General features: G+C 61.7%; 22 protein-coding genes. 18 read left to right on the top strand and 4 right to left on the bottom strand.

All coding sequences use genetic code 11. The features are described 5' to 3' along the window. The first annotated feature begins 43 nt into the window (after positions 1–43). Complete coding sequence (locus tag QMC81_02185; GenBank protein MDI6906284.1) at positions 44–718, top strand: rhomboid family intramembrane serine protease; 675 nt, start codon at positions 44–46, stop codon at positions 716–718. On the opposite strand, the gene QMC81_02180 is transcribed toward QMC81_02185, so the two are convergent. Beyond that, the gene (locus QMC81_02180) at positions 715–1347 is read right to left on the bottom strand and encodes a hypothetical protein (protein MDI6906283.1); all 633 of its coding nucleotides are present in this window, start codon (positions 1345–1347) and stop codon (positions 715–717) included. The genes QMC81_02185 and QMC81_02180 overlap by 4 nt on opposite strands. 130 nt (positions 1348–1477) lie before the next feature. After that, positions 1478–1795 carry a carbohydrate-binding protein gene (locus QMC81_02175; protein ID MDI6906282.1) on the bottom strand — a complete coding sequence of 106 codons (318 nt, stop codon included), beginning with the start codon at positions 1793–1795 and terminating at the stop codon, positions 1478–1480. 199 nt (positions 1796–1994) lie between these two features. Between QMC81_02175 and QMC81_02170 the strand changes: the two genes are divergently transcribed. From QMC81_02170 to QMC81_02110, 13 genes are all read left to right on the top strand, one after another. After that, positions 1995–3614, top strand: a complete 1620-nt coding sequence (locus QMC81_02170) for a sensor histidine kinase (GenBank protein ID MDI6906281.1) — start codon at positions 1995–1997, stop codon at positions 3612–3614. Beyond that, positions 3593–4306, top strand: coding sequence for a response regulator (locus tag QMC81_02165; protein ID MDI6906280.1), 714 nt, complete (start codon positions 3593–3595; stop codon positions 4304–4306). Before QMC81_02170 ends, QMC81_02165 begins: the two co-directional genes overlap by 22 nt. A 164-nt stretch (positions 4307–4470) precedes the next feature. Beyond that, positions 4471–5469, top strand: coding sequence for a DctP family TRAP transporter solute-binding subunit (locus QMC81_02160; protein MDI6906279.1), 999 nt, complete (start codon positions 4471–4473; stop codon positions 5467–5469). A gap of 72 nt (positions 5470–5541) precedes the next feature. Next, positions 5542–6576, top strand: coding sequence for a TRAP transporter substrate-binding protein (locus QMC81_02155; GenBank protein ID MDI6906278.1), 1035 nt, complete (start codon positions 5542–5544; stop codon positions 6574–6576). Between the two features lie 98 nt (positions 6577–6674). Then, the gene (locus tag QMC81_02150; protein ID MDI6906277.1) at positions 6675–7211 is read left to right on the top strand and encodes a TRAP transporter small permease; all 537 of its coding nucleotides are present in this window, start codon (positions 6675–6677) and stop codon (positions 7209–7211) included. Next, the gene (locus QMC81_02145) at positions 7189–8469 is read left to right on the top strand and encodes a TRAP transporter large permease (GenBank protein MDI6906276.1); all 1281 of its coding nucleotides are present in this window, start codon (positions 7189–7191) and stop codon (positions 8467–8469) included. Before QMC81_02150 ends, QMC81_02145 begins: the two co-directional genes overlap by 23 nt. A 36-nt stretch (positions 8470–8505) precedes the next feature. Beyond that, positions 8506–9348 (top strand): fumarate hydratase, encoded by an 843-nt coding sequence (locus QMC81_02140; GenBank protein ID MDI6906275.1) that lies wholly within the window; start codon positions 8506–8508, stop codon positions 9346–9348. 23 nt (positions 9349–9371) lie between these two features. After that, the gene (locus QMC81_02135) at positions 9372–9929 is read left to right on the top strand and encodes a Fe-S-containing hydro-lyase (GenBank protein MDI6906274.1); all 558 of its coding nucleotides are present in this window, start codon (positions 9372–9374) and stop codon (positions 9927–9929) included. A gap of 66 nt (positions 9930–9995) precedes the next feature. Continuing rightward, positions 9996–10616 carry a hypothetical protein gene (locus tag QMC81_02130; protein ID MDI6906273.1) on the top strand — a complete coding sequence of 207 codons (621 nt, stop codon included), beginning with the start codon at positions 9996–9998 and terminating at the stop codon, positions 10614–10616. Continuing rightward, the gene (locus tag QMC81_02125) at positions 10617–12449 is read left to right on the top strand and encodes a fumarate reductase flavoprotein subunit (GenBank protein MDI6906272.1); all 1833 of its coding nucleotides are present in this window, start codon (positions 10617–10619) and stop codon (positions 12447–12449) included. 10 nt (positions 12450–12459) lie between these two features. Continuing rightward, complete coding sequence (locus tag QMC81_02120; protein MDI6906271.1) at positions 12460–13188, top strand: fumarate reductase iron-sulfur subunit; 729 nt, start codon at positions 12460–12462, stop codon at positions 13186–13188. Positions 13189–13394: 206 nt separating this feature from the next. Next, positions 13395–14636 carry a malic enzyme-like NAD(P)-binding protein gene (locus QMC81_02115; protein MDI6906270.1) on the top strand — a complete coding sequence of 414 codons (1242 nt, stop codon included), beginning with the start codon at positions 13395–13397 and terminating at the stop codon, positions 14634–14636. Positions 14637–14893: 257 nt separating this feature from the next. Next, entirely contained in the window at positions 14894–15187 is a 294-nt protein-coding gene (locus QMC81_02110) for a hypothetical protein (GenBank protein MDI6906269.1), read from the top strand. Positions 15188–15258: 71 nt separating this feature from the next. Here the strand turns inward: QMC81_02110 and QMC81_02105 are convergent, their stop codons facing one another. Beyond that, positions 15259–16740 (bottom strand): amino acid permease, encoded by a 1482-nt coding sequence (locus QMC81_02105; GenBank protein MDI6906268.1) that lies wholly within the window; start codon positions 16738–16740, stop codon positions 15259–15261. A gap of 185 nt (positions 16741–16925) precedes the next feature. Between QMC81_02105 and QMC81_02100 the strand changes: the two genes are divergently transcribed. Next, positions 16926–17567 (top strand): MBL fold metallo-hydrolase, encoded by a 642-nt coding sequence (locus QMC81_02100; protein MDI6906267.1) that lies wholly within the window; start codon positions 16926–16928, stop codon positions 17565–17567. Positions 17568–17579: 12 nt separating this feature from the next. Here QMC81_02100 and QMC81_02095 read toward each other — a convergent pair whose 3' ends face one another. Next, the gene (locus tag QMC81_02095) at positions 17580–18479 is read right to left on the bottom strand and encodes an ATP-binding protein (protein MDI6906266.1); all 900 of its coding nucleotides are present in this window, start codon (positions 18477–18479) and stop codon (positions 17580–17582) included. Between the two features lie 129 nt (positions 18480–18608). On the opposite strand from QMC81_02095, the gene QMC81_02090 reads away from it, so the two are divergent. The 3 genes from QMC81_02090 to QMC81_02080 form a co-directional block, all read left to right on the top strand. Continuing rightward, positions 18609–18896 (top strand): acylphosphatase, encoded by a 288-nt coding sequence (locus QMC81_02090; protein MDI6906265.1) that lies wholly within the window; start codon positions 18609–18611, stop codon positions 18894–18896. A gap of 103 nt (positions 18897–18999) precedes the next feature. After that, on the top strand, positions 19000–19431 hold the full coding sequence (locus QMC81_02085; GenBank protein MDI6906264.1) for a putative toxin-antitoxin system toxin component, PIN family: 432 nt from the start codon (positions 19000–19002) through the stop codon (positions 19429–19431). Continuing rightward, the coding region (locus QMC81_02080) for a TIGR01212 family radical SAM protein (protein ID MDI6906263.1) at positions 19428–20129 on the top strand (702 nt) is incomplete at its 3' end. The genes QMC81_02085 and QMC81_02080, both read left to right, overlap by 4 nt.

The following is a 20129-nucleotide window of genomic DNA, read 5'->3' as shown; positions in this document are numbered from 1 at the left end:
CCCGCCTTTCGATGCCATTCGATGCCAGAGGAGGCCGGAATACTTGATCCCGCTACGCGACACCATCCGCTCCCGGACCTTTCCGGTCGTCAACGTCATCCTGATAGCGCTTAACCTGGCGGTGTTTCTTTATGAATCGGGCCTGACGGAGAGCGAATTGACACGCCTTTTCAATAGCTACGGGGTGGTACCTGCCGTCCAGGGAAAGATCCTTGACAATCCATTGAACCTGGATGCCTGGATCCCCATGTTCACCACGATCTTTCTCCATGGAAGCTGGCTCCACATCCTGGGGAACATGCTGTACCTGTGGGTTTTCGGCGATAACGTGGAGGACGCCATGGGGCACCGGAACTACTTGTTCTTCTATCTGGGCGCCGGTCTCGCCGGGAGTTTCGCCCATATCTTCGCCAACCCCGAATCCATGGTCCCGACCGTAGGAGCGAGCGGGGCCATAGCCGGCGTCATGGGAGCCTATTTTGTAACTTTTCGTAGATCCCGCATCCTGACCCTTGTACCGATATTCATTATCCCGGTCCTCACCGAATTGCCGGCCGTTATCTTTCTGTTCCTGTGGTTCGCTCTGCAAATGGTGAACGGGTTGGTGTCGGCGGCGGTCCCGGGTAACACCGTAGCCTGGTGGGCGCATATCGGCGGTTTCGCCCTCGGGATGCTGCTGGGCCGCGTGATAGGCCCCCGCCGGCGCACCCGCTTTTAGGCCTCGACCCTGAAGTCGGCATCCATAGTGCGCCCGGCCCAAGGGGAACTTTCCCGCCCGGCGAAGTGCGTTAGCATCCGGCGGCCCAGGCCCCGCACAAAAAAGTAGTTTAGCGCCCCTACGGCGGCGATCCCCAGGAGCGGCAGGACACGGAAGAAGACCGACTTTTGGGCGGCCTTGAAGCCGAGCGACAGGGAGTACCGGCCGGCGAGGCTGGCGATAGGCGCCTGCCGTGCCGCAACACCCGCCGCATAGGAGGCCATCCGTTTACCGGCACCGTCCACCCCGGCGGCAAAGGCCAGGACCCACGAAAGCTCACGCCGTACATCCGGCGCCAGGGGGTCACGGCCGTAAAGCACAGCGAGTTCAAGGACGAGCCTCTCCAGCAGGTGTTTCAAGAAACCGATATCAGCCGCCAGCCCCGCCGCCAGGGCTACCAGGGTTCCCACGCCGGGAAAGACGGCCGGCAGGGCCGTAAGAGCCCCCGCGGCAGCGGAGGCCCGGGCTTTTTCGCCGATCAGGATCTCGGCCAACTCGCGTTCGGTCAGCCCGGGATGGCTTGCCCGCAGTTCGGATACCCGCTTCCGGGCGGCCGCAGCCGCCCGCCGCACCATGAAGCCTACCCGCACGCCTGCATACCTCCTTTGATTTCATCATAACATGGAGCCGGGCGGACAAACAAAAAGACGCGTCCTCGTCTCAGGGAGGAGACATAAGGACGCGTCTCCGAAGGCATGCCGCAGTCCACGGCACTCCCGGCTATGGCCGGATGTCGGTCGCCCAGTTCCAGCCGCTGTTGTTATCCCAGTTAGCGGCGCTGTCCTTAAAACAGAAGTTGCATTCCACGTCCCCGTCCATCGGCAGGGAACATGCAAAGGCCCCGTCCGGCTCCCGCCGCATCTCCATGGTCCCCTTCTTCTTCCAGCCATCAAACCCGTAATGGATAAAGACCCGGTCCGCCCCCGCGCGGTTCAGAAGCCCATCATAACGGATTGTTACATGGCGGCCCCTCAGGCTCGGTGACGGAATAACGTCCACCCGCTGGTCAAGGTGGTTGCGCCCACGGCTGACAAACATCGGCATCCCCCTTTACAGTGCATTTTAATGCTCCGGTTATAGTGTGGAGGAATGGGCGCAGGTTAATGCCTCGCAGGCGGTGGTTCTTTACCCCATTCCATATACAATCTACCGTGCTGCGGAAAGAAGGGTTTATAAACAGGTATGTCCAATTCTCCAGCAGGCAACCACGATTTTGCCCCCCGGGGGCTTCTTCTCTATGAAGTTGAAATTTGGCCTGCACACCAAGATGGCCCTGCTGTGTTTCAGTTCTATTCTGATCGCCGTCCTGGCCGGCGGCGCCCTGGTTGTGGAGCGGTTTACAGCCCAACTCGAAAGAGAGATGGGGATGCGGGCGATCGCCATCGCCCGGACCCTGGCGCAGATGGAGGACATCCGACAAAACGTGGGCCGACCGGGCGGCGCCCAGGTTATCCAGCCCCTGGCCGAACGCATCCGATTGGCCACCGACGTGGCTTACGTGGTCGTGCTGGATAATAACGGCATCCGCTACTCCCATCCCCTGCAAGACCGTATCGGCCGGAGATTCTCCGACCCCGATCTGGCCCGTGCGTTAACGACCGGCGATGATTACATCTCCCCGGCCGAAGGAGTGGTCGGCCCGTCGGTGCGCGCTTTCGTGCCCATCAAGACCGAAGAGGGGACACGGCAGGTAGGCGTTGTCGTCGTCGGCATTCTTACGCCGACGATCCATAGCGTTTTGAAAACGATTCGCATGGAACTCTATTTCGCCCTCGCCTTCGGGCTGCTCGTCGGCCTCCTGGGCTCTCTCTACCTGGCCCGCCGCATCAAGCGGGGGATGTTCAACCTTGAACCCGAGCAAATCGCCCGGCTCCTGGAGGAACGGATCGCCATCCTGCAATCCATCAACGAGGGGATCCTCGCCGTCGACAGCGAGGCGCGGATCACGCTGGTCAACGAAGCCGCACAGCGCATTATGGGCGCCGGTAACGTCCTCGGCCGGCCGGTGCGGGAGATCATCCCCGACAGCGCCCTGCCCCGCGTTCTCGTCACCGGCCGGGCGGAATACAACCAGGAGATGCTCATTAACCAGGTGGTCGTCGTCACCAACCGCATCCCGATCCGCGTTAAGGGCAGGATTGTCGGAGCCGTGGCCTCGTTCCGCAATAAGACCGAGGTCCAGCGCCTGGCCGAGGAACTCACGGGGGTGAAGAAGTTCATCGAGGCTTTGCGGGTACAAAACCACGAGCATATGAACAAACTGCACACCATCGCCGGGCTCATCCAGCTCAACCGGCTGCAAGAGGCCCTGGATTATATTTTCCGGGTCACCGCTGAACAGCAGGAGTTGACCCAGTTCCTGGCCCGGAACGTCCATGATTACGGCATCGCGGGAATGCTCTTGGGTAAACACAGCCGGGCCAAGGAAATGCGTATTGAACTGGTCATCGATCACACAAGCCGTCTGCAAGAGCTGCCCCCGCATATCGACTCCAGCGCCATGGTGATTATCATCGGCAACCTTCTGGAGAATGCCTTTGAAGCCGTCCGCCAGCTGGAGCCCGAGCGACGGTCGGTCTTTGCCGGCCTGTTCGATGAGCCTGACGGCGTCACCATTGTTGTCAGGGACCGCGGCCCCGGCATCCCCCCCGAAGAGCGGGAAAGGATCTTTCTCCCCGGCTACAGCACGCACGGGGTTGAAGGGCGGGGCCTGGGGCTGGCCCTGGTCAAGCGGTATGTGGATCTTGCGGGGGGAGCCATCCGGGTTGAGGACGGCCCGGGCGGCGGCGCCGTCTTTAGAGTCACCATCCCCCGCCGGGAAGAGAGGAAAAACCCATGGCGAACATTAGAACCCTGATTGTCGAGGACGACCCAATGGTCGCCGAAGTCAACCGCCAGTTCGTACAGTCGGTGGCTTTCTTTACTGTTGTCGGCCTCGCCGCCACGGGAGCCGAGGCCCTTGACAGCATCGCCGAATTGAAACCGGACCTGACACTCCTGGACATTTACCTGCCCGATATGGACGGTGTGGCTGTGCTCCATGAGATACGAAGGCGCCTTTTGCCTACGGATGTCATCCTGATTACCGCCGCCCAGGACGTTCCAACGATCCAGGACGTCATCCGCCATGGAGCGATCGACTATATTATCAAGCCCTTTAAGTTCAACCGCCTGAAGGCCGCCCTGGAATCATACGCCGGTATGCATGAAGGCCTGGCGCATCACCGCGGGCTGGTGGACCAGGAGACCGTCGATCGCTTTGCACGCGGCGCCGCCCGCGAAGAAGCCGGAAAGGAGAGCCTTCCCAAGGGGCTTCACGAGCTGACCCTGAAGCAGATTTACGTCTATCTGCTGCGACAAGAGAAGAGTCTTTCGGCCGACGAGGTCGCCGCCGGCGTCGGGCTGGCCCGTGTCACCGCCCGGCGCTACCTGGACTACCTGCAGCGGGTGGGGAAGGTCGGCCTGGAACTGCAGTATGGCTCGGTGGGCCGGCCCGTAAACCGCTACCGCGTGGTCAACGCTTCCCCACCCTTGGACCAAAAAGATTAAAATAAACACAATTACCGAAACGTTGAGTCCTCGATGACATCTATTTAGAATTTTCTAAAAGTGGAGAGCTAATGGTGAATAGTACCTACAGCAACAAGGTTTTGTTGCTAACTAGAAAAGCCCATTTCCCGTATAGAGTTATTCTAATCAGCCTGGCGCTTGTCTTGGCGCTCATTTTTTTTAACGGCTGCACCCAGCGCGTGACGGACAGCGAACAGGTCGACCCGGCCCGGAAAATCGTCGTTAAGTTCTCCCACGTGACGACGGCTGACAGTCCCAAAGGGATGGCTGTCGAGAGGTTCGCCGAACTGGTCCGGCAGCGGACGGGGGGGCGGGTGGAGGTCCAGGTCTTTCACGACTCAACCCTCTATAAGGACGGGGAGGAATTTGAGGCCCTCCGGGAAGGAAAGGTGCAGCTTATCGCTCCGGCCACCTCGAAGCTGGCCGGAATCGCTCCCGCCTGGCAGGTGCTTGACCTGCCTTACCTCTTTCCGTCCTATGAGGCGGTGCACCGGTTTGTCGACGGCCCGGCACGCGCCCGGCTCTTTGAGGCGCTGGAGGCCGAGGGCTTGGTACCCCTGGTTTTCTGGGATAACGGCTTCAAGCAGATGACCAACCGGGTGCGGCCCCTGGTCCATCCCGTAGACTTTGCCGGTCTCCGTTTTCGGGTGATGATGGGCAGTTCGGTGCTGCAGGAACAATTCCGTCTTCTAAACGCCGAGCCCATCCCGCTGGCCTTCAGCGATGTACCCGGTGCGCTGGCCCATGACCGTGTGGACGGGCAGGAGAACACCCTCTCGAATCTACGGACCAAGAGGCTTTACGAGGGACAGACCTATATGACCCTTTCCAATCATGGCTTTCTGGGTTACGTGGTCCTGGCAGAGCAGGACTTTTGGCGTTCACTGCCGCCCGACATCCGGGCCGTCCTGGAGGATAGCCTGGAGGATGTTACCAGGTGGGAAAGGGATTACGCCGCCGCCACCAACGCCAAAGACCTTGAGACCTTGAAAAAGATGGATGGCCTTGAGATTCATTTACAGACACCAAAAGAACGGCGGGAGTGGGAACAAGCACTGGCCCCGGTTTATAACTCTTTCGCCGAGCAGGTCAGTGCCGACCTGATTAACGCCGCCCGCAAGGCGGGCCGAAAGGGGGGGTGAAAGGCAGGGACCGGTTTTGCAGCCAGTCATCGAGAGAGAGAGAAAAGCCCAGAAGTATTGAGGAGGTAAACCATGAAAAGGCGTCTATGGGTAATTTTGACGGCACTTGTCCTGATCGGAGTTTTTGCCTTTGTCGTCACCGGCTGTGGCGGCGGCGGCGCCCAGGATACGGCCGATAAGGACAAGGAAACCAAGGTTATTGAAATGAAGTTCTCCCACGTCGTGGCCGAGAAGACTCCCAAGGGCCAGGCCGCTCTGAAGTTCGCCGAACTTATCGAGCAGAAGTCCGGTGGGACGATGAAGGTTTCCGTCTTCCCGTCGTCCTCGCTCTTCGGGGACAACGAAGAACTGGAGGCCCTGCTCTCCAACAACGTCCAGTTCATCGCGCCCTCGGTTACAAAGCTCATTAAGTACAACCAGTCCTTCCAGCTGGTTGATATGCCCTTCCTCTTCGCCAGCGACCAGGCCGCTTATAACTGGTACAAGAGCGAGATGGGTGAGAAGCTCCTGCACTCCCTGGAGCCGAAGGGGATGCTGGGCCTGGCCTGGTGGCCGAACGGGTCCAAGCACTTCATCAACGGCGTGCGGCCCCTGAAGACCCCGGCCGACTTCAAGAACCTGAAGTTCCGCGTCCAGAGCGGCGGCCTGCTGGTCGACCAGTTCGAGGCGCTCGGCGCGGGCGCGCAGCCGATGCCCTTCTCCGAATGCTACCAGGCCCTGCAGAACAAGACGGTCGACGGCACCGAAAACACCTTCAACAACATCGACACCCAGAAGTACGCCGAGGTGCAGAAGTACCTGACGGTCTCCGCCCACGGCCGGCTGGACTACGTGGTGCTGACCAATACCACCTTCTGGAACAGCCTCACCGACGACCAGAAGAAGATCATCACCGACGCCATGGCGGAAGCCACGGACTACGCCATCAAGCTGGCCGACGAGCTGAACGCGAAGAGCTTCGAGACCCTGAAGAACAGCGGCCTCGAGGTCTACAACCTGACCGATGCCGACCGCAAGGCCTTCGAGGAAGCACTGAAGCCGGTTTACGACAAGTACGTGCCGATCATCGGCCAGGAGTACATCGACTCGGCCAAGGCGGCGAAGTAAGGCCTGTCGTTGAATGATAAGCCACCGGGGGGCGGGACGTGCTCACTCCCGCCCCCCGCATTATGGCTTTCCAGTCTGTCACACGGGGGGATCACAGGTTGCAGAAGTTAAAGAAAATCTACGCCGCCGTGGAGGATTATCTGGCCGGCGGGCTCTTGTTCACCGGGTTGACACTTGTCATGGTCAACGTCATCCTGCGCTATATTCCCGCCTGGCGGCCGAAGGCCTGGATTGACGAGTATTCGATTTACCTGGTTGTCTGGGGTACCATGCTCGGATGGGCCGTCGCCCAGCGTAACGAGCACCATATCAAGGTCGACATGCTCTATAACTTCTTGCCGTTAAAGGTGAAACGGTGGGTGAGCCTTTTCGCCAATACAGTGGGGGTTGGTTTTTCTATCCTGTTTTGCTACTACGGTTACCTCCTTGTCGCCTTCTACCTGAAGATGGGGCAAAGGACCGTCAACACCCAGACCCCCGAGTGGATCATCGCCCTGATCCTTCCCGTGGCGGGACTAATGTTGGCTTTCCGCTTTATTGAAAAGCTATGGCTGTTGCTCAAGGACGGCGGGCGGGCATGGTTCGCCGCCCAGGAAGCGAGGGACGAGGATTATGGCCACCCTAGCGCTGTTTAGTATATTCGTCATACTGTTTCTCCTGAATGTCCCGGTCGCCGTCAGCCTGGCCGTAGCGGCGATTATTGTCATCTTCCTGCAGGGCGATTTCACGGTCTACATGGTTGTGCAGCGGATGTTCGCCTCGCTGCTCTCTCCTCCCCTTATGGCCATTCCGGCCTTCGTTTTTGCCGGGGTGGTTATGTCCCGCGGCGGCATCGCCAAGTACCTGATCCACGCCCTCCGCGCCTGGCTGGGCCATCTCCCCGGAGGCCTGGCGGTGGTGACCGTTCTGTCCTGCGGCATTTTCGCCGCCATTTCCGGTTCCAGCCCGGCCACGGCCGCCGCCATCGGCGCGATTATGCTCCCCGCCTTGATCCACGGTGGTTATCCAAAACGCTACGCGATGGGCCTTATCGCCGCCTCCGGTACCCTCGGCATCCTTATCCCGCCGAGCGTGGTCATGGTCGTCTACGGCGTCACAGTGGAGGAATCGGTGGGCAAGCTCTTTATGGGCGGGCTGCTCCCCGGCCTGTTGCTGTGTGCAATCCTAATGGTCTCAGCCATCGCCATGGCCTTACGCCACAACTACGGCCGAGCCCCGAAGGCGTCCTGGACAGAACGCTGGCAGACAACCCTTAAGGCGCTGCCCGGGTTCGTCCTGCCCTTCTTTATCCTGGGCACTATTTACAAGGGTGTCGTCACCCCGACCGAGGCGGCCGTTCTTTCGGTTTTCTATGCGCTTATCGTCTCGGGCTTTTTGTATAAGGAACTGAGCCTCAAAGACATGCGTCTTATTTTTCGCGAGGCGATCAATATTTCTTCAATGATCTTCCTGGTGATCGCCGCGGCCATGGTCTTTTCGCTCTTCCTAACCTTTAACCAAATCCCAGGAGCCGTGGCCCAGTGGATTTCCGACAGCAACCTGAACCGCTACCTGTTCCTGTTCGCGTGCAACATTATGTTCTTTGTGATGGGCACCTTCCTCGAGGCCGTCGCCATCACCCTGATCACCCTGCCGGTCCTGTTACCGATGATCACCGCCCTTGGTATCGACCTGGTCCACTTCGGGGTTATCATGACCGTAAACATGGAGTTGGCCATGATCACGCCGCCCGTCGGCCTCAACCTCTTCGTCGTCAGCGCTATGGCCCGTTCCCGCCTCGAAGAGGTCATCAAGGGCGTCCTGCCCTTCCTGGTGATCATGCTGGCGTTCCTGGTCCTGCTTATTTACTGGCCCGGGATCTCGCTCTACATCCCGCGGGTCCTGATGCCGTAACGAACTCGAAAACAACGCGGCGAGGAGGGAAGGCTTATGCGCACCATCAATACCGATGACATTATCGCGGCTGTGGCCCGGCTCTGCCAGGAAGCATGCTTTGAACTCGAAGCCGATGTCCGCGCCGCTCTAGAAAACGCCAGGGGGAAAGAAGTCTCCCCGGTCGGCCGGGAAATCCTGGAACAGCTCTTGACCAACGCCGCCATCGCGGAGAGTGAAAGGATCCCCATGTGCCAGGACACCGGCATCGTCGTCGTTTTTCTCGATGTCGGGCAGGAGGCGGCCATCGTCGGCGGCGACCTGTACGCCGCAGTTACGGAGGGGGTCCACCAGGGGTACACCGAAGGCTACCTGCGCAAGTCGGTGGTCAAGAGCCCCCTGGAACGGGTGAACACCGGCGACAATACGCCGCCGGTGATCCATTGCCGGATCGTTCCGGGTGATCAGCTGCGCATTACCGTCGTCCCCAAAGGAGCCGGCAGTGAAAACATGAGCGCCTTAAAAATGCTTAAGCCGGCGGACGGGGTGGAGGGAGTCAAGCAGTTCGTTATTGATACTGTGCTTGCCGCCGGCCCCAACGCCTGCCCGCCGTTGACGGTCGGGGTGGGCATCGGCGGGACGATGGAAAAGGCGGCCCTCATGGCCAAAGAGGCCCTTGTGCGCCCCCTCGGCAGGCCCAACCCGGACCCGGCGGCGGCCGCGCTGGAGGCCGAACTGCTGGAAAGGATCAACGCCCTGGGACTCGGGCCGATGGGTCTGGGAGGACGGGTGACCGCCCTGGCCGTACACGTCGAGCTGTATCCCACGCACATCGCCTCGCTGCCCGTGGCGGTAAACATCAACTGCCATGCGATGCGCCACAAGTCGACGCTCTTATGACGGGGGAAGGAGGGAAACGCCGAATGAAACCGTTGAAGATAACCACGCCCCTTACCGATGCCGTCGTCGAAAGCCTGCATGCCGGCCAGCCCGTCCTCATCAGCGGGACGGTATATACCGCCCGGGACGCCGCCCACAAGCGGATGTATGAACTGCTGGACCAGGGAAAGCCCTTGCCCATCGACATTACCAACCAGATCATCTACTATGTGGGCCCCAGTCCGGCGCCCCCCGGCAGGGTCGTGGGGGCCGCCGGCCCCACTACGGCCGGGCGCATGGACCGCTATGCTCCGGCATTGATCGCGCGGGGGTTGAAGGGGATGATTGGAAAGGGTTACCGCTCGCCGGCCGTGGTCGAGGCCATGCGAAACCACAAGGCCGTTTACTTCGCCGCCGTCGGGGGTGCCGGAGCTCTTCTGAGCCGCTGCATCAAGGCGGCGCGGGTCGTGGCTTATCCCGACCTTGGGCCCGAGGCCATCCATGAGTTTGTGGTCCAGGATTTCCCCGCCGTCGTGGCCATCGACTGCCGCGGTGAGGATCTTTACCGGCGGGGGCGGCGGGAATACGCCCAGGCGCCTTAACCGTTCCCGATAAGGAAGGTTCATGGGCTTGTGCTTTGACCAGTTGACGAGGAGGAGAATCGCCCCTTGGAAAAGACCGTTAACACCAATCTGAAGGCCGACCTGTACGTCGAACTGGCGCAGTTGGTCAGTGCCGTCGTCCTGGTTGGTTTCCTCTGGACCCACATGCTCTTTCTGGCCGTGATCCTGCTCGGGATGGGCACTTTTGACCGGTTCGCCGCCTTCCTGGACCGTTACTGGCTCTCATACCTGGGCATTCCCGTCGTTATCGCGGCGGCCTTCGTTCACGTCTTCGCCGTCTGCCGGCGCATCCCGACCCGTTACCGGGAGTTCTGGCGGCACGTCCGGCTGGTTAACCACACCGACACCTGGATCTGGGTCTTCCAGCTATTCACGGCGCTGGGAGTGGGAGCGCTGGCCGGCATTCATGTGGCTTCCATCCTCACCGGATGGCCGATCCGGGCTCTCCAGAGCGCGGACCGGATTCATACCTACTGGTGGTTTTATCTGCTTCTGCTGGTTTTTGGCGAGTACCATGCCGGCTTCGGCCTTTACCGGGTATTCGTCAAGTGGGGCTGGATCAACCGGCACACCGTAAGCTGGGTAACCAAGACGGTGAGCGCCGTCATCTTCGGCCTTGGTCTGGTCATCCTGTGGGTCTTTGCCCAGTTGGGAGGTGCCTTATAGATGGTGACCACGCACGTCACCGACGTTCTCATCATCGGCGCCGGCCTGGCAGGGGAAAGGGCGGCCATCGAAGCCTCCTCCCACGGGCTGAACGTGACCATCCTCAGCCTGGTCCCGCCCCGGCGTTCCCACAGCACGGCGGCCCAGGGGGGCATGCAGGCCTCCCTCGGCAACTGCGCCATGGGCCGGGGCGATAACCCGGATATCCACTTCGTTGACACCGTAAGGGGTTCAGACTGGGGCTGCGACCAGGACGTCGCCCGCCTTTTCGTGGAAACGGTACCGATCGCCGTCCGCCAGATGGCCTACTGGGGCGTTCCCTGGAGCCGGGTCGTGGCCGGTAAGCGGACACTTCCCGACGGGCGGGTGATCGAGGAGGAGCCCGAGTACGAGGGCCTCATCAACGCCCGCGACTTCGGCGGCACCGCCAAGTGGCGCACCTGCTACACCGCCGACGGTACGGGGCATACCCTGCAATACACCATGGACTCCATCGTTATCAAAATGGGGATTACCGTTCACGACCGGATGGAGGCCATCGCCCTCATCCACAACGGGGAGCGCTGCCTCGGCGCCGTCGCCCGCTGCCTCCGGACGGGGGCGCTCACGGCCTATCTGGCCCGGGCGACCGTCATCGCCACCGGCGGTTACGGCCGCCTTTACGGCGCATCCACCAACGCGGTCATCAACGAGGGCACCGGGATGTCCCTGGCCCTCGACACCGGAATGGTTCCCCTGGGCAACATGGAGGCCGTCCAGTTCCACCCCACCGGTCTCGTACCCGTCTGGATTCTGATCACCGAAGGTGCCCGGGGCGACGGCGGCTACCTTCTGGACAAGAACGAGTACCGTTTCATGCCCGATTATGAACCCAAGAAGAAGGAACTGGCCTCCCGTGATGTCGTTTCCCGGCGCATGATCCAGCATATGCGCAAGGGCTTCGGTGTGGACAGCCCCTACGGCCCGCATCTGTGGCTGGACATCCGCCATCTCGGGGCGAAACATATTAACACCAACCTGCGCGAGATCGCCAACATTTGCCGCAACTTCGTCGGCGTGGACCCGGTGCACCAGCTGATCCCTGTGCGCCCGACCCAGCACTACAGCATGGGCGGCGTGCGGACCAACATCGACGGCAAGGCTTACGGTCTTAAAGGCCTGTTCGCCGTGGGCGAGGCCGCTTGCTGGGACCTGCACGGTTTCAACCGCCTGGGCGGCAACTCCCTGGCGGAGACCATCGTGGCCGGGATGATCGTGGGCCAGAAAATCGCCGAGTACGCCCTCGGCGCCGACCTGGAGTTCTCCTCGCGACTGGTGGAGGAACGGATTCGCCGCCAGGAGGCGCGCCTGGCCGACCTCATCTACGGCCGCAACGGGAAGGAGAATGTTTATCATCTACGGCGGGAGATGGAGCAGACCCTGATGGACTATGTGGGCATCTTCCGTAACGGCAAGGATCTCGAAACGGCGGTCGCACGGCTGCAGGAGCTGCACCAGCGTTCGCGCCACATCGGCCTGGTATCAAGCGGACGAGGTGCCAGCCCCGAACTGACGTCGGCCCTACGTCTGCCGGGTATGATCCGCCTGGCGCTGTGCATCGCCTACGGTGCCTTGCAGCGCACCGAGAGCCGGGGCAGCCACGCCCGCGAGGATTACCCGCGACGCGATGACGTCAACTGGCTGAAGCGCACCCTGTCTTACTGGCCGCCCGATGCCGACCTGCCCGAGTTGAAGTATGAGCCGGTGAAGATTACCGAACTGCCTCCGGGCGACCGGGGCTACGGCGAATCATCCGCCCAGTCCGGCACAGGGTCCAATCCACAGAAGGCGTAGGGAGGTAAACATGCCTAATCGTGAACTGACCTTTAAGATTTTCCGTTACAATCCCGCTTCACATGAGGTCACTCCGCATCTGCAGACCTACCGGCTGAATGAAACCGAGGGGATGACCCTCTTCGTGGCCTTGAACCGCATCCGCGAGGAACAGGACCCCTCTCTGATGTTCGACTTCGTCTGCCGGGCGGCGATCTGCGGTTCCTGCGGTATGCTCATCAACGGCCGCCCCGGCCTGGCATGCAAAACCCTGACCAGAACGCTGCCCAAGCAGATTACCCTGTTGCCGTTGCCGGTTTTCAAGCTGATCGGCGACCTTTCGGTCGATACCGGCACCTGGTTTCGGCATCTCTCGTTGAAGACCGAAGCCTGGATCCATACCGACAAGGAGTTTGATCCTACAGCCAGGGAGGACCGGATGGACAACGCCACCGCTCTCAAGATCTATGAAGCCGAGCGCTGTATCGAATGCGGCTGCTGCATCGCCGGCTGCGCCACGGCCAACATCCGGCAGGAATTCCTCGGTGCCGCCGGTCTCAACCGGGTCGCCCGCTTCATGGTCGATCCCCGCGACCTGCGTTCGGGCCGTGCCTTTTATGAGATCGTGGGGAATAACGACGGGGCCTTCGGCTGCATCGGCCTTATGGCCTGTGAGGACAACTGCCCGGCGCAGCTACCCCTACAGCAACAGCTGGCCTTTGTTCGCCGCCGAATGGCCGCCTTGGGCCTCAAGCTATAAGGGGGAACGCCAAGCGTTATCCCCCGGGACCAATAAGAACATAACGCATGGACCGGCCTTCCGGTGAGAGCCCGCAAACCTTATGGCGCGGGCTCTCGCGCGTTCCGGGCCGGGGAAGTCGGCAACATTATTTTATATTGTCAGAAAACAGTCACCGGGGTATAGTGTATTTAGGATATTGTATACATCTTTCAGGGGTGAAACCGATGGCGCTGCGTGAAGAAGCGCTGGCCCTGCATCGCCAGGCTAAAGGGAAGATAGAGGTCACGTCCAAGCTCCCGCTGCGCAACGAGCAGGACCTGTCGCTGGTTTATACGCCCGGCGTGGCGGCCCCGAGCCGGGAGATCTACGCCGACCGGGAGGCCGTTCACGATTACACGGCCAAGGACAACCTCGTGGCTATAGTGTCCAACGGGACCGCCGTTCTCGGCCTGGGAAACGTGGGACCCGAGGCCGCCCTCCCGGTTATGGAAGGGAAGGCTATGTTATTTAAGACCTTTGCCGGGGTGGACGCCTTTCCACTGTGTATCGACGCCCGTACAGCGGCCGACGTGATCCGCTTCGTACAGCAGGTGGCCCCGACTTTCGGGGGGATCAACCTGGAAGACATCGCCGCCCCCGCCTGCTTTGAAGTCGAGCAAGAGTTAAAGCGCACTCTCGATATCCCCGTCTTTCACGACGACCAGCACGGGACGGCGGTCGTGGTGGCCGCCGGCTTGCTTAACGCCCTTAACCTCACCGGGCGCCGGGCCGGCGGAACAAAGGTCGTCATCAACGGTGCGGGCTCGGCCGGCCTCGCCATCACCAGGCTGCTTCTGACCCTCGGCGTCGGCCGGATTCTTGTGTGTGACCGGGAGGGAATCCTCTACGCCGGGCGGCCAAAGGGCATGAACCCTCACAAGGAGGAAATCGCCCGGCGCATCAACCCGGACGGCAGGCAGGGCAGCCTTGCCGATGCCCTGGCGGAAGCCGACGTCTTTATCGGCGTCTCCCGTGCCAACCTGGTCACCGAAGACATGGTACGTTCAATGGCCCCTGATCCCATCATCTTCGCCCTGGCGAACCCGGAACCGGAGATCTGGCCCGACCAGGCCCTGCGTGCCGGCGCCGCCGTTGTGGCCACCGGCAGGTCCGACTTCCCGAACCAGATTAATAATGTCCTCGCCTTTCCGGGGATCTTTCGCGGGGCTCTCGATGTCAGGGCCCGGGATATCAACGACGCCATGAAGCTTGCGGCCGCCGAGGCCATCTCGGCGCTTGTGGCCGACGAACTCTCGCCCCAGAGGATCATCCCCCGCCCCCTCGACCACCGCGTCGCACCGGCCGTCGCCGCGGCCACGGCGCGGGCCGCGATGATTTCCGGCACCGCGCGCCTGAGCGTGGATGCCACCCTGATCAGCCGCCGCACCGAGAACCTGGTTTCTTCAACACGCTCAATGCACCAGTGACATTGCCACCCAAACGTCAAAACACCCGCCGCCCACCTATCAGACCGTCCGCCCATCAGAACCGGTCGGCGGCGTGCCATCCTTTCGCATAAACGTAACGCAAGCGGCATTAGACTATACCCATGTTTGTGCCGGGTGGGTATTGACAGGGGTGCTCCCTTGACATATTTTAGAGCTAGGAGATCGTGATAAATTTCACATTCAATTCCAAATGTTTTAAGATTTCAGAATTAAAGGAATTGGAAGGGGGTTAGACAATGGGTGAACTGATCCATCTGCACGCTACTTATTTCAACCGGCAAGGTGTCCTTATGTGCCCGCATTACGACCCCGCACCCGAAGAGCGGACCAGCCTGGCCTGCGACCTGGCCCCCCTGTCTTGCGGCTCCTGCCGCAATTACCTGCCCGGGCGCGCCCAATGCGGCAAGCTTCCTTTCCGGCGGGAGTGCATCTGTTCCCAGTGCGGGCGGTTCTGCCTGGAGAAGCCGGGCCGCACCTGCCGGTTCTGCGGCGGGGTTTACTGGCCGGTGATTACCCCGGCCGACTGGTAACCCGGCCTGTTGCCACACCTTGAGGGACGTGATCAAGGGGTTTTTGTCAGCCAGGGTTGTGCTATGTTTCACTAGCGCTTGTCCTGGCCCGCTCTGTTGGGCCGATGAAACGGCTTGGCATGGACGGGAGCAAGAAGGCTGCGCCAGGAAAACCGGGTATCCCGGGGCGCCAGCGCGCTGTGGCGGTAACCATAGGCAAAATAGACAATGATGCCGGCGGCCATCCAAATGGCATAACGAAGCCATGTGTCCGCCGGAAGATTGCCGGCCAGGTAGGCAGAGAAAAGAATGGACAGAACGGGGGTCCAGGGAACCCCGGGGGTTTTGAACGGCCGCGGCAAATCGGGCCGCGTGCGCCTCAGCACCATCACCCCTACCGCGGTCAGCATAAACGTCATGAGCGCCCCGATGTTAGCCAGTTCCGCTACCGTCTGAAATGGCATGAACCCGCCTATCAGCATGACGACGGCGCCAACGATTAGAGTCGCAATATACGGCGTTCGGTAACGGGGATGGAGACGGGAAAAGACGGGCGGCAGCAGCCCGTCCCGCGACATGGCGAAGAAAATCCGGCTTTGCGCGTAAAGAATGACTACCAGGACGCTGGTGATCCCGGCCAGGGCGCCCACGGCCACGATCCCCCCGGCCAGGGGCACCCCGGCACGAAGGAGGGCCGTCGTTACGGGGGAAGCCGTGTTCAGCTGTACATAGGGCACCAGGCCGGTAAGCACCAGGGTTACAACGATATATAGAACCGTAGAGACGATCAGAGACCCCAGGATGCCCGTCGGCAGGGCGCGTTGGGGCCGCTTTGTTTCTTCGGCGGCGGTGGCTACAGCGTCAAAACCGATGTAGGCGAAAAAGACAATGGCGGCTCCCTGGAAAATGCCCAGAATCCCGAAGGGAAGAAAGGGGCGCCAGTTCGCGGGGTCTACGAATCGGATCCCGACAACGATAAAGAGCACAATCACCGCCAGCTTAACAAGGACAATAGCCTTGGTCGCCCGGGCGCTATGGCTGGTGCCGCGGATGATCAACAAAGCCACCAGGAAGGCGACAGCCATCGCCGGCAGGTTGGCCACCCCCCCCTGGCCCGGCCCGTTGACCAGGGAGGCCGGAAGAAGGACCCCGAAGGAGCGTAGCAGGTCCACCAGATAGGATCCCCATCCGATGGCTACCGCCCCCGAAGCGATCAGGTAGGCCAGCATCAGGTTCCAGCCGACAACCCATGCCACAAACTCCCCTAAGGCGGCGTAGGTGTACGTGTAGGCGCTGCCGGCGACCGGGATCATTGAGGCCAGTTCCGCGTAGACCAGAGCCGCCAGGGCCGCGGCGAGCCCCGCGAGCACGAAGGAGATAACGAGCCCCGGGCCGGCATACTGGGCGGCCGCCACCCCGGTGACGACAAAGATGCCGGTCCCGATGATCGCACCGATGCCGAGGGCCACCAGATCCACAACACTCAGTGACCGTCGCAGGTGGGACGATTCTTTCCCGGCCAGCAATGCACCGACGGGCTTGACGCGCCAGAGGCTGGGCGACTTGTCCGTCATTTTCCAACTCCCGGCTTTCTGTATAACTTTGGTGTTAGTATGGGTTCTTCGGGGGGCAGGATATGCCCGCCGCATAGGTCGGCCGGACCAGGGCCAGGATATGGGAGGAAAGGCCGCCGCCGGCAGGAAACACCAGCGCGGCGGCGAAGAATTGACCGCATGAAAGACCGGAGGTGAGAAGGCCGATGCGTATTCAATGGCTGGGCCATGCCTGCTTCCTGTTGGAGAGCGGGGGTCGCAGGTTATTGACCGATCCCTTCGACGCCGCCGTTGGCTACCCTCTAGCGCGGGTGACGGTGGATTATGTCACCGTCAGTCACCTGCACCATGACCACAACAACGTAAAAGCCCTCCCCGGCCGCCCCCGGGTCATCGACACGCCGGGCAGGCAGGTGCTTGACGGGCTGGAGATCAACGGCCTGCAGACCTACCACGACCGGGAAAAGGGCGCCAAGCGCGGCCCCAATACGGTCTTTGTCCTGGAATGGGAAGGGCTCCGGGTTTGCCACCTCGGAGACCTCGGTCACCTGCTGAGTCCCGATCAGGTGGCCGCCATCGGCACGGTCGACGTCCTGTGCATCCCGGTGGGGGGCTTTTACACCATCGACGCGGCCGAGGCCGCCGAGACGGTCGCCACCCTTGCGCCGGCCGTCGTCCTGCCCATGCACTACAAGACTGATTACACCGACTTCCCCATCGCGCCGGTGGAGGATTTCTCGAAGCGTTTTGCACAGGTCGAACGGCTTCCCGCCCTGGAAATCACCGCTCCCGTGAAGGACCGCGGGCTGCGGGTCGTCGTCCTCGACCTGGCGGCGCCGGGGAGATAAGTAACGCGGGGACTACCGCCGGCCGCGCCAGGTCTTGCAGAAGGAGCAGACCTCGACCGAGGTCGGCATTCCGCAGACGGTGCACGGCCGTAGAGCGCCGCCCTGGACGCCGCCGGACGTCTGAAACAGGTGGGCCGCATCCACGTACCCCTCGTAAAACCGGCGCTTGGTTCCGGGGGACTGGTCCTCGATATCGTTCAAGACCCGTTTGAAGCGGAGGAACTTGGCCTCGGTTGAATAGGGGCAGCGCGCCGTCACAACCTGGATGGCATGTACCCCGGCGTAGGCGGCTATTTCCCGCTCCGATAGCAGCGCCAGAGGCTTAACCTTCCTGGCAAAACCGTTTTCACCGGGAAGCACGGGCAGCGTCTTGGCCAGGTAGCGGAGGTCCCAACGCAGAACGTTCGCCAGGAGGGCGGAGGCCAAATCGTCCAGGTTATGCCCGGTGACCAGGGCCTCCACGCCGGCCTCGGCCGCCGTACGGTTCATCAGGTACCGCTTGGTCATCCCGCAAAGGGAACAAAAGCGGGGGAAGCGCCTTCCGGCCTCGACGACGCTCATGCCGAAGGTCTCACGCAGGTCAAGAACCTGCAGCGGCAGACCGCGCCGGGAAAAGAAAGAAGCGCTGACTTCCCGGGACTGGGCACTGAAGCCGTTGTCATCGATACCCAGATCGATGTGCAGGCCGCGGACCGCATAACCGAGGAGCGAAAGGACATCCGCGACGACCAGCGAGTCCTTGCCCCCGGACACAGCCACCATTACGCCGGCGCCGGGGGATAGCATCCCGTAACGCCTGATGGCCTTTTCAACCTGGCGGATAAAAAAGGCGTCGAAATGCTCCTCGCAGAAGGCGGCGTTATGAGCAGGAAACTTGATAAAGGCTTCGCCCTTGCAGACTTTGCACTTCACTATTCCAACCCCCTCTCCGAGGACTGTAACCAGGCAGCCTTGTTGCATTATAGAACAGGATAGAACAGGCCCGCAAGGACGGTCAAACAACCGGAGACAGCCAAAGGGAAGGCGAGGGGAGGAATGAATATGGCACTTTTTGAGGCCCATGCCCGCATTACGGGGAAGGTACAGGGCGTTTTCTTCCGCTGGTCGACCGCCGAGGAGGCCCGCCGCCTTAGAGTCACCGGATGGGTGCGCAACTTACCGGACGGGACCGTGGAGGCCCTCTTCCAGGGGCCGGAGGAGGCGGTCGAAGCGATCATCGCCTGGTGCCGCCAGGGGCCTCCGAAGGCCCGCGTCGACGAGGTGGATACGCGGCGGCGCATCCTTCCCGAGAACGAAAAACCGCTGCCGGAATTCCGCATCCTCAAATAAGCGGCACGCAGGCAGTGAAAAAAAAGAAGGCGAACCTGAGAACACCGGGCACAGCCTACTACGGACAAAGAGAGCCCGAGGACGAAAAGTGGGGGACATCTCAATGACCGGACGGCCGCGTATCGTCATCGACACCAATGTTTTCATGGGAGGCCTCCTTGCCCCGGAAAAGGCCTCCGGCCGCCTCCTCCAGCTTTGGGAAAGCGGTGTCATCGAGGTCCTGGTGAGTCCTGCCATCCGTAGCGAGTACCTCGACATCCTGGGCAAAATGCGGTTCGGCAGCCCTGACGCCGCAGCCCGGCGCGAGGCCCGCGCCGTTAGCCTGCTCGAGGGCCCGCATTGCCGCGAGATTAAGCCGGACCTGCATCTCAGTCTGGTGAAGGACGACCCGGCCGACAACAAGTTCCTGGAATGCGCCGTGGCAGGCCGGGCCGCCTGCCTGGTTACCCATGACCACCATCTCCTGGACGTCGCCCACCGGGCGGGGGTGCCCATTCTCACCGCCGGGGCCTACCTGGAGGGGCACCTCCATTGACAGCCCCCCGCTGGTATGCGTTCAGCCGCTTCCTGCGCGAACGCTTCGGCCGCCCCATCTATAAGATCCCGCTCGACGCGGGCTTTACCTGTCCCAACCGTGACGGGCGCATAGGACGCGGCGGCTGCACCTTCTGCTACAACCCCAGCTTCGCCCCGGCCGCCGGAAGCGGCCTGACCATCCGGGAGCAGATCGCCCGTGGAAAGGCGGCCCTGCGCCGGCGCGACCCCCGCGCCGGGTTTCTGGCCTATTTTCAAAGCCATACGAACACCTACGCCCCGCCTGCCGCCCTGCGCGGCCTCTTTGATTCCGCCCTCGCCGACCCCGAGGTGGTGGGACTGGCCGTCGCCACCCGGCCGGATTGCGCCCCCGATCCGGTCCTGGACCTCCTCGAGGAATACACGCGCAAACGGCATGTCTGGGTGGAATACGGCCTTCAGTCGATTCACGACCGCACGCTGCATATCATTAACCGCGGGCACTCGGCGGCCGACTTCATCGACGCCGTGCGGCGCACGCGGGGAAGGAACATCTTTGTCTGCGCCCATATCATCCTCGGCCTCCCAGGGGAGGACCGGGAGGACTTCCTGGCTACGGCCCGCGCTCTCACCGCCCTGGGCCTGGACGGAGTCAAGATTCACCACCTGCAGGTTATCCGCCGCACCCCGCTCGCCGCGCGCGTAGGCGGCGGCCAGCGG

It is taken from the genome of Thermoanaerobacterales bacterium (genome assembly GCA_030019475.1).
Classification (GTDB): Bacteria; Bacillota; Desulfotomaculia; order Desulfotomaculales; family JASEER01; genus JASEER01.
The sequence above is the reverse complement of the archived record's forward strand: the minus strand, read 5'-3'. Positions and strand labels throughout refer to the sequence as shown.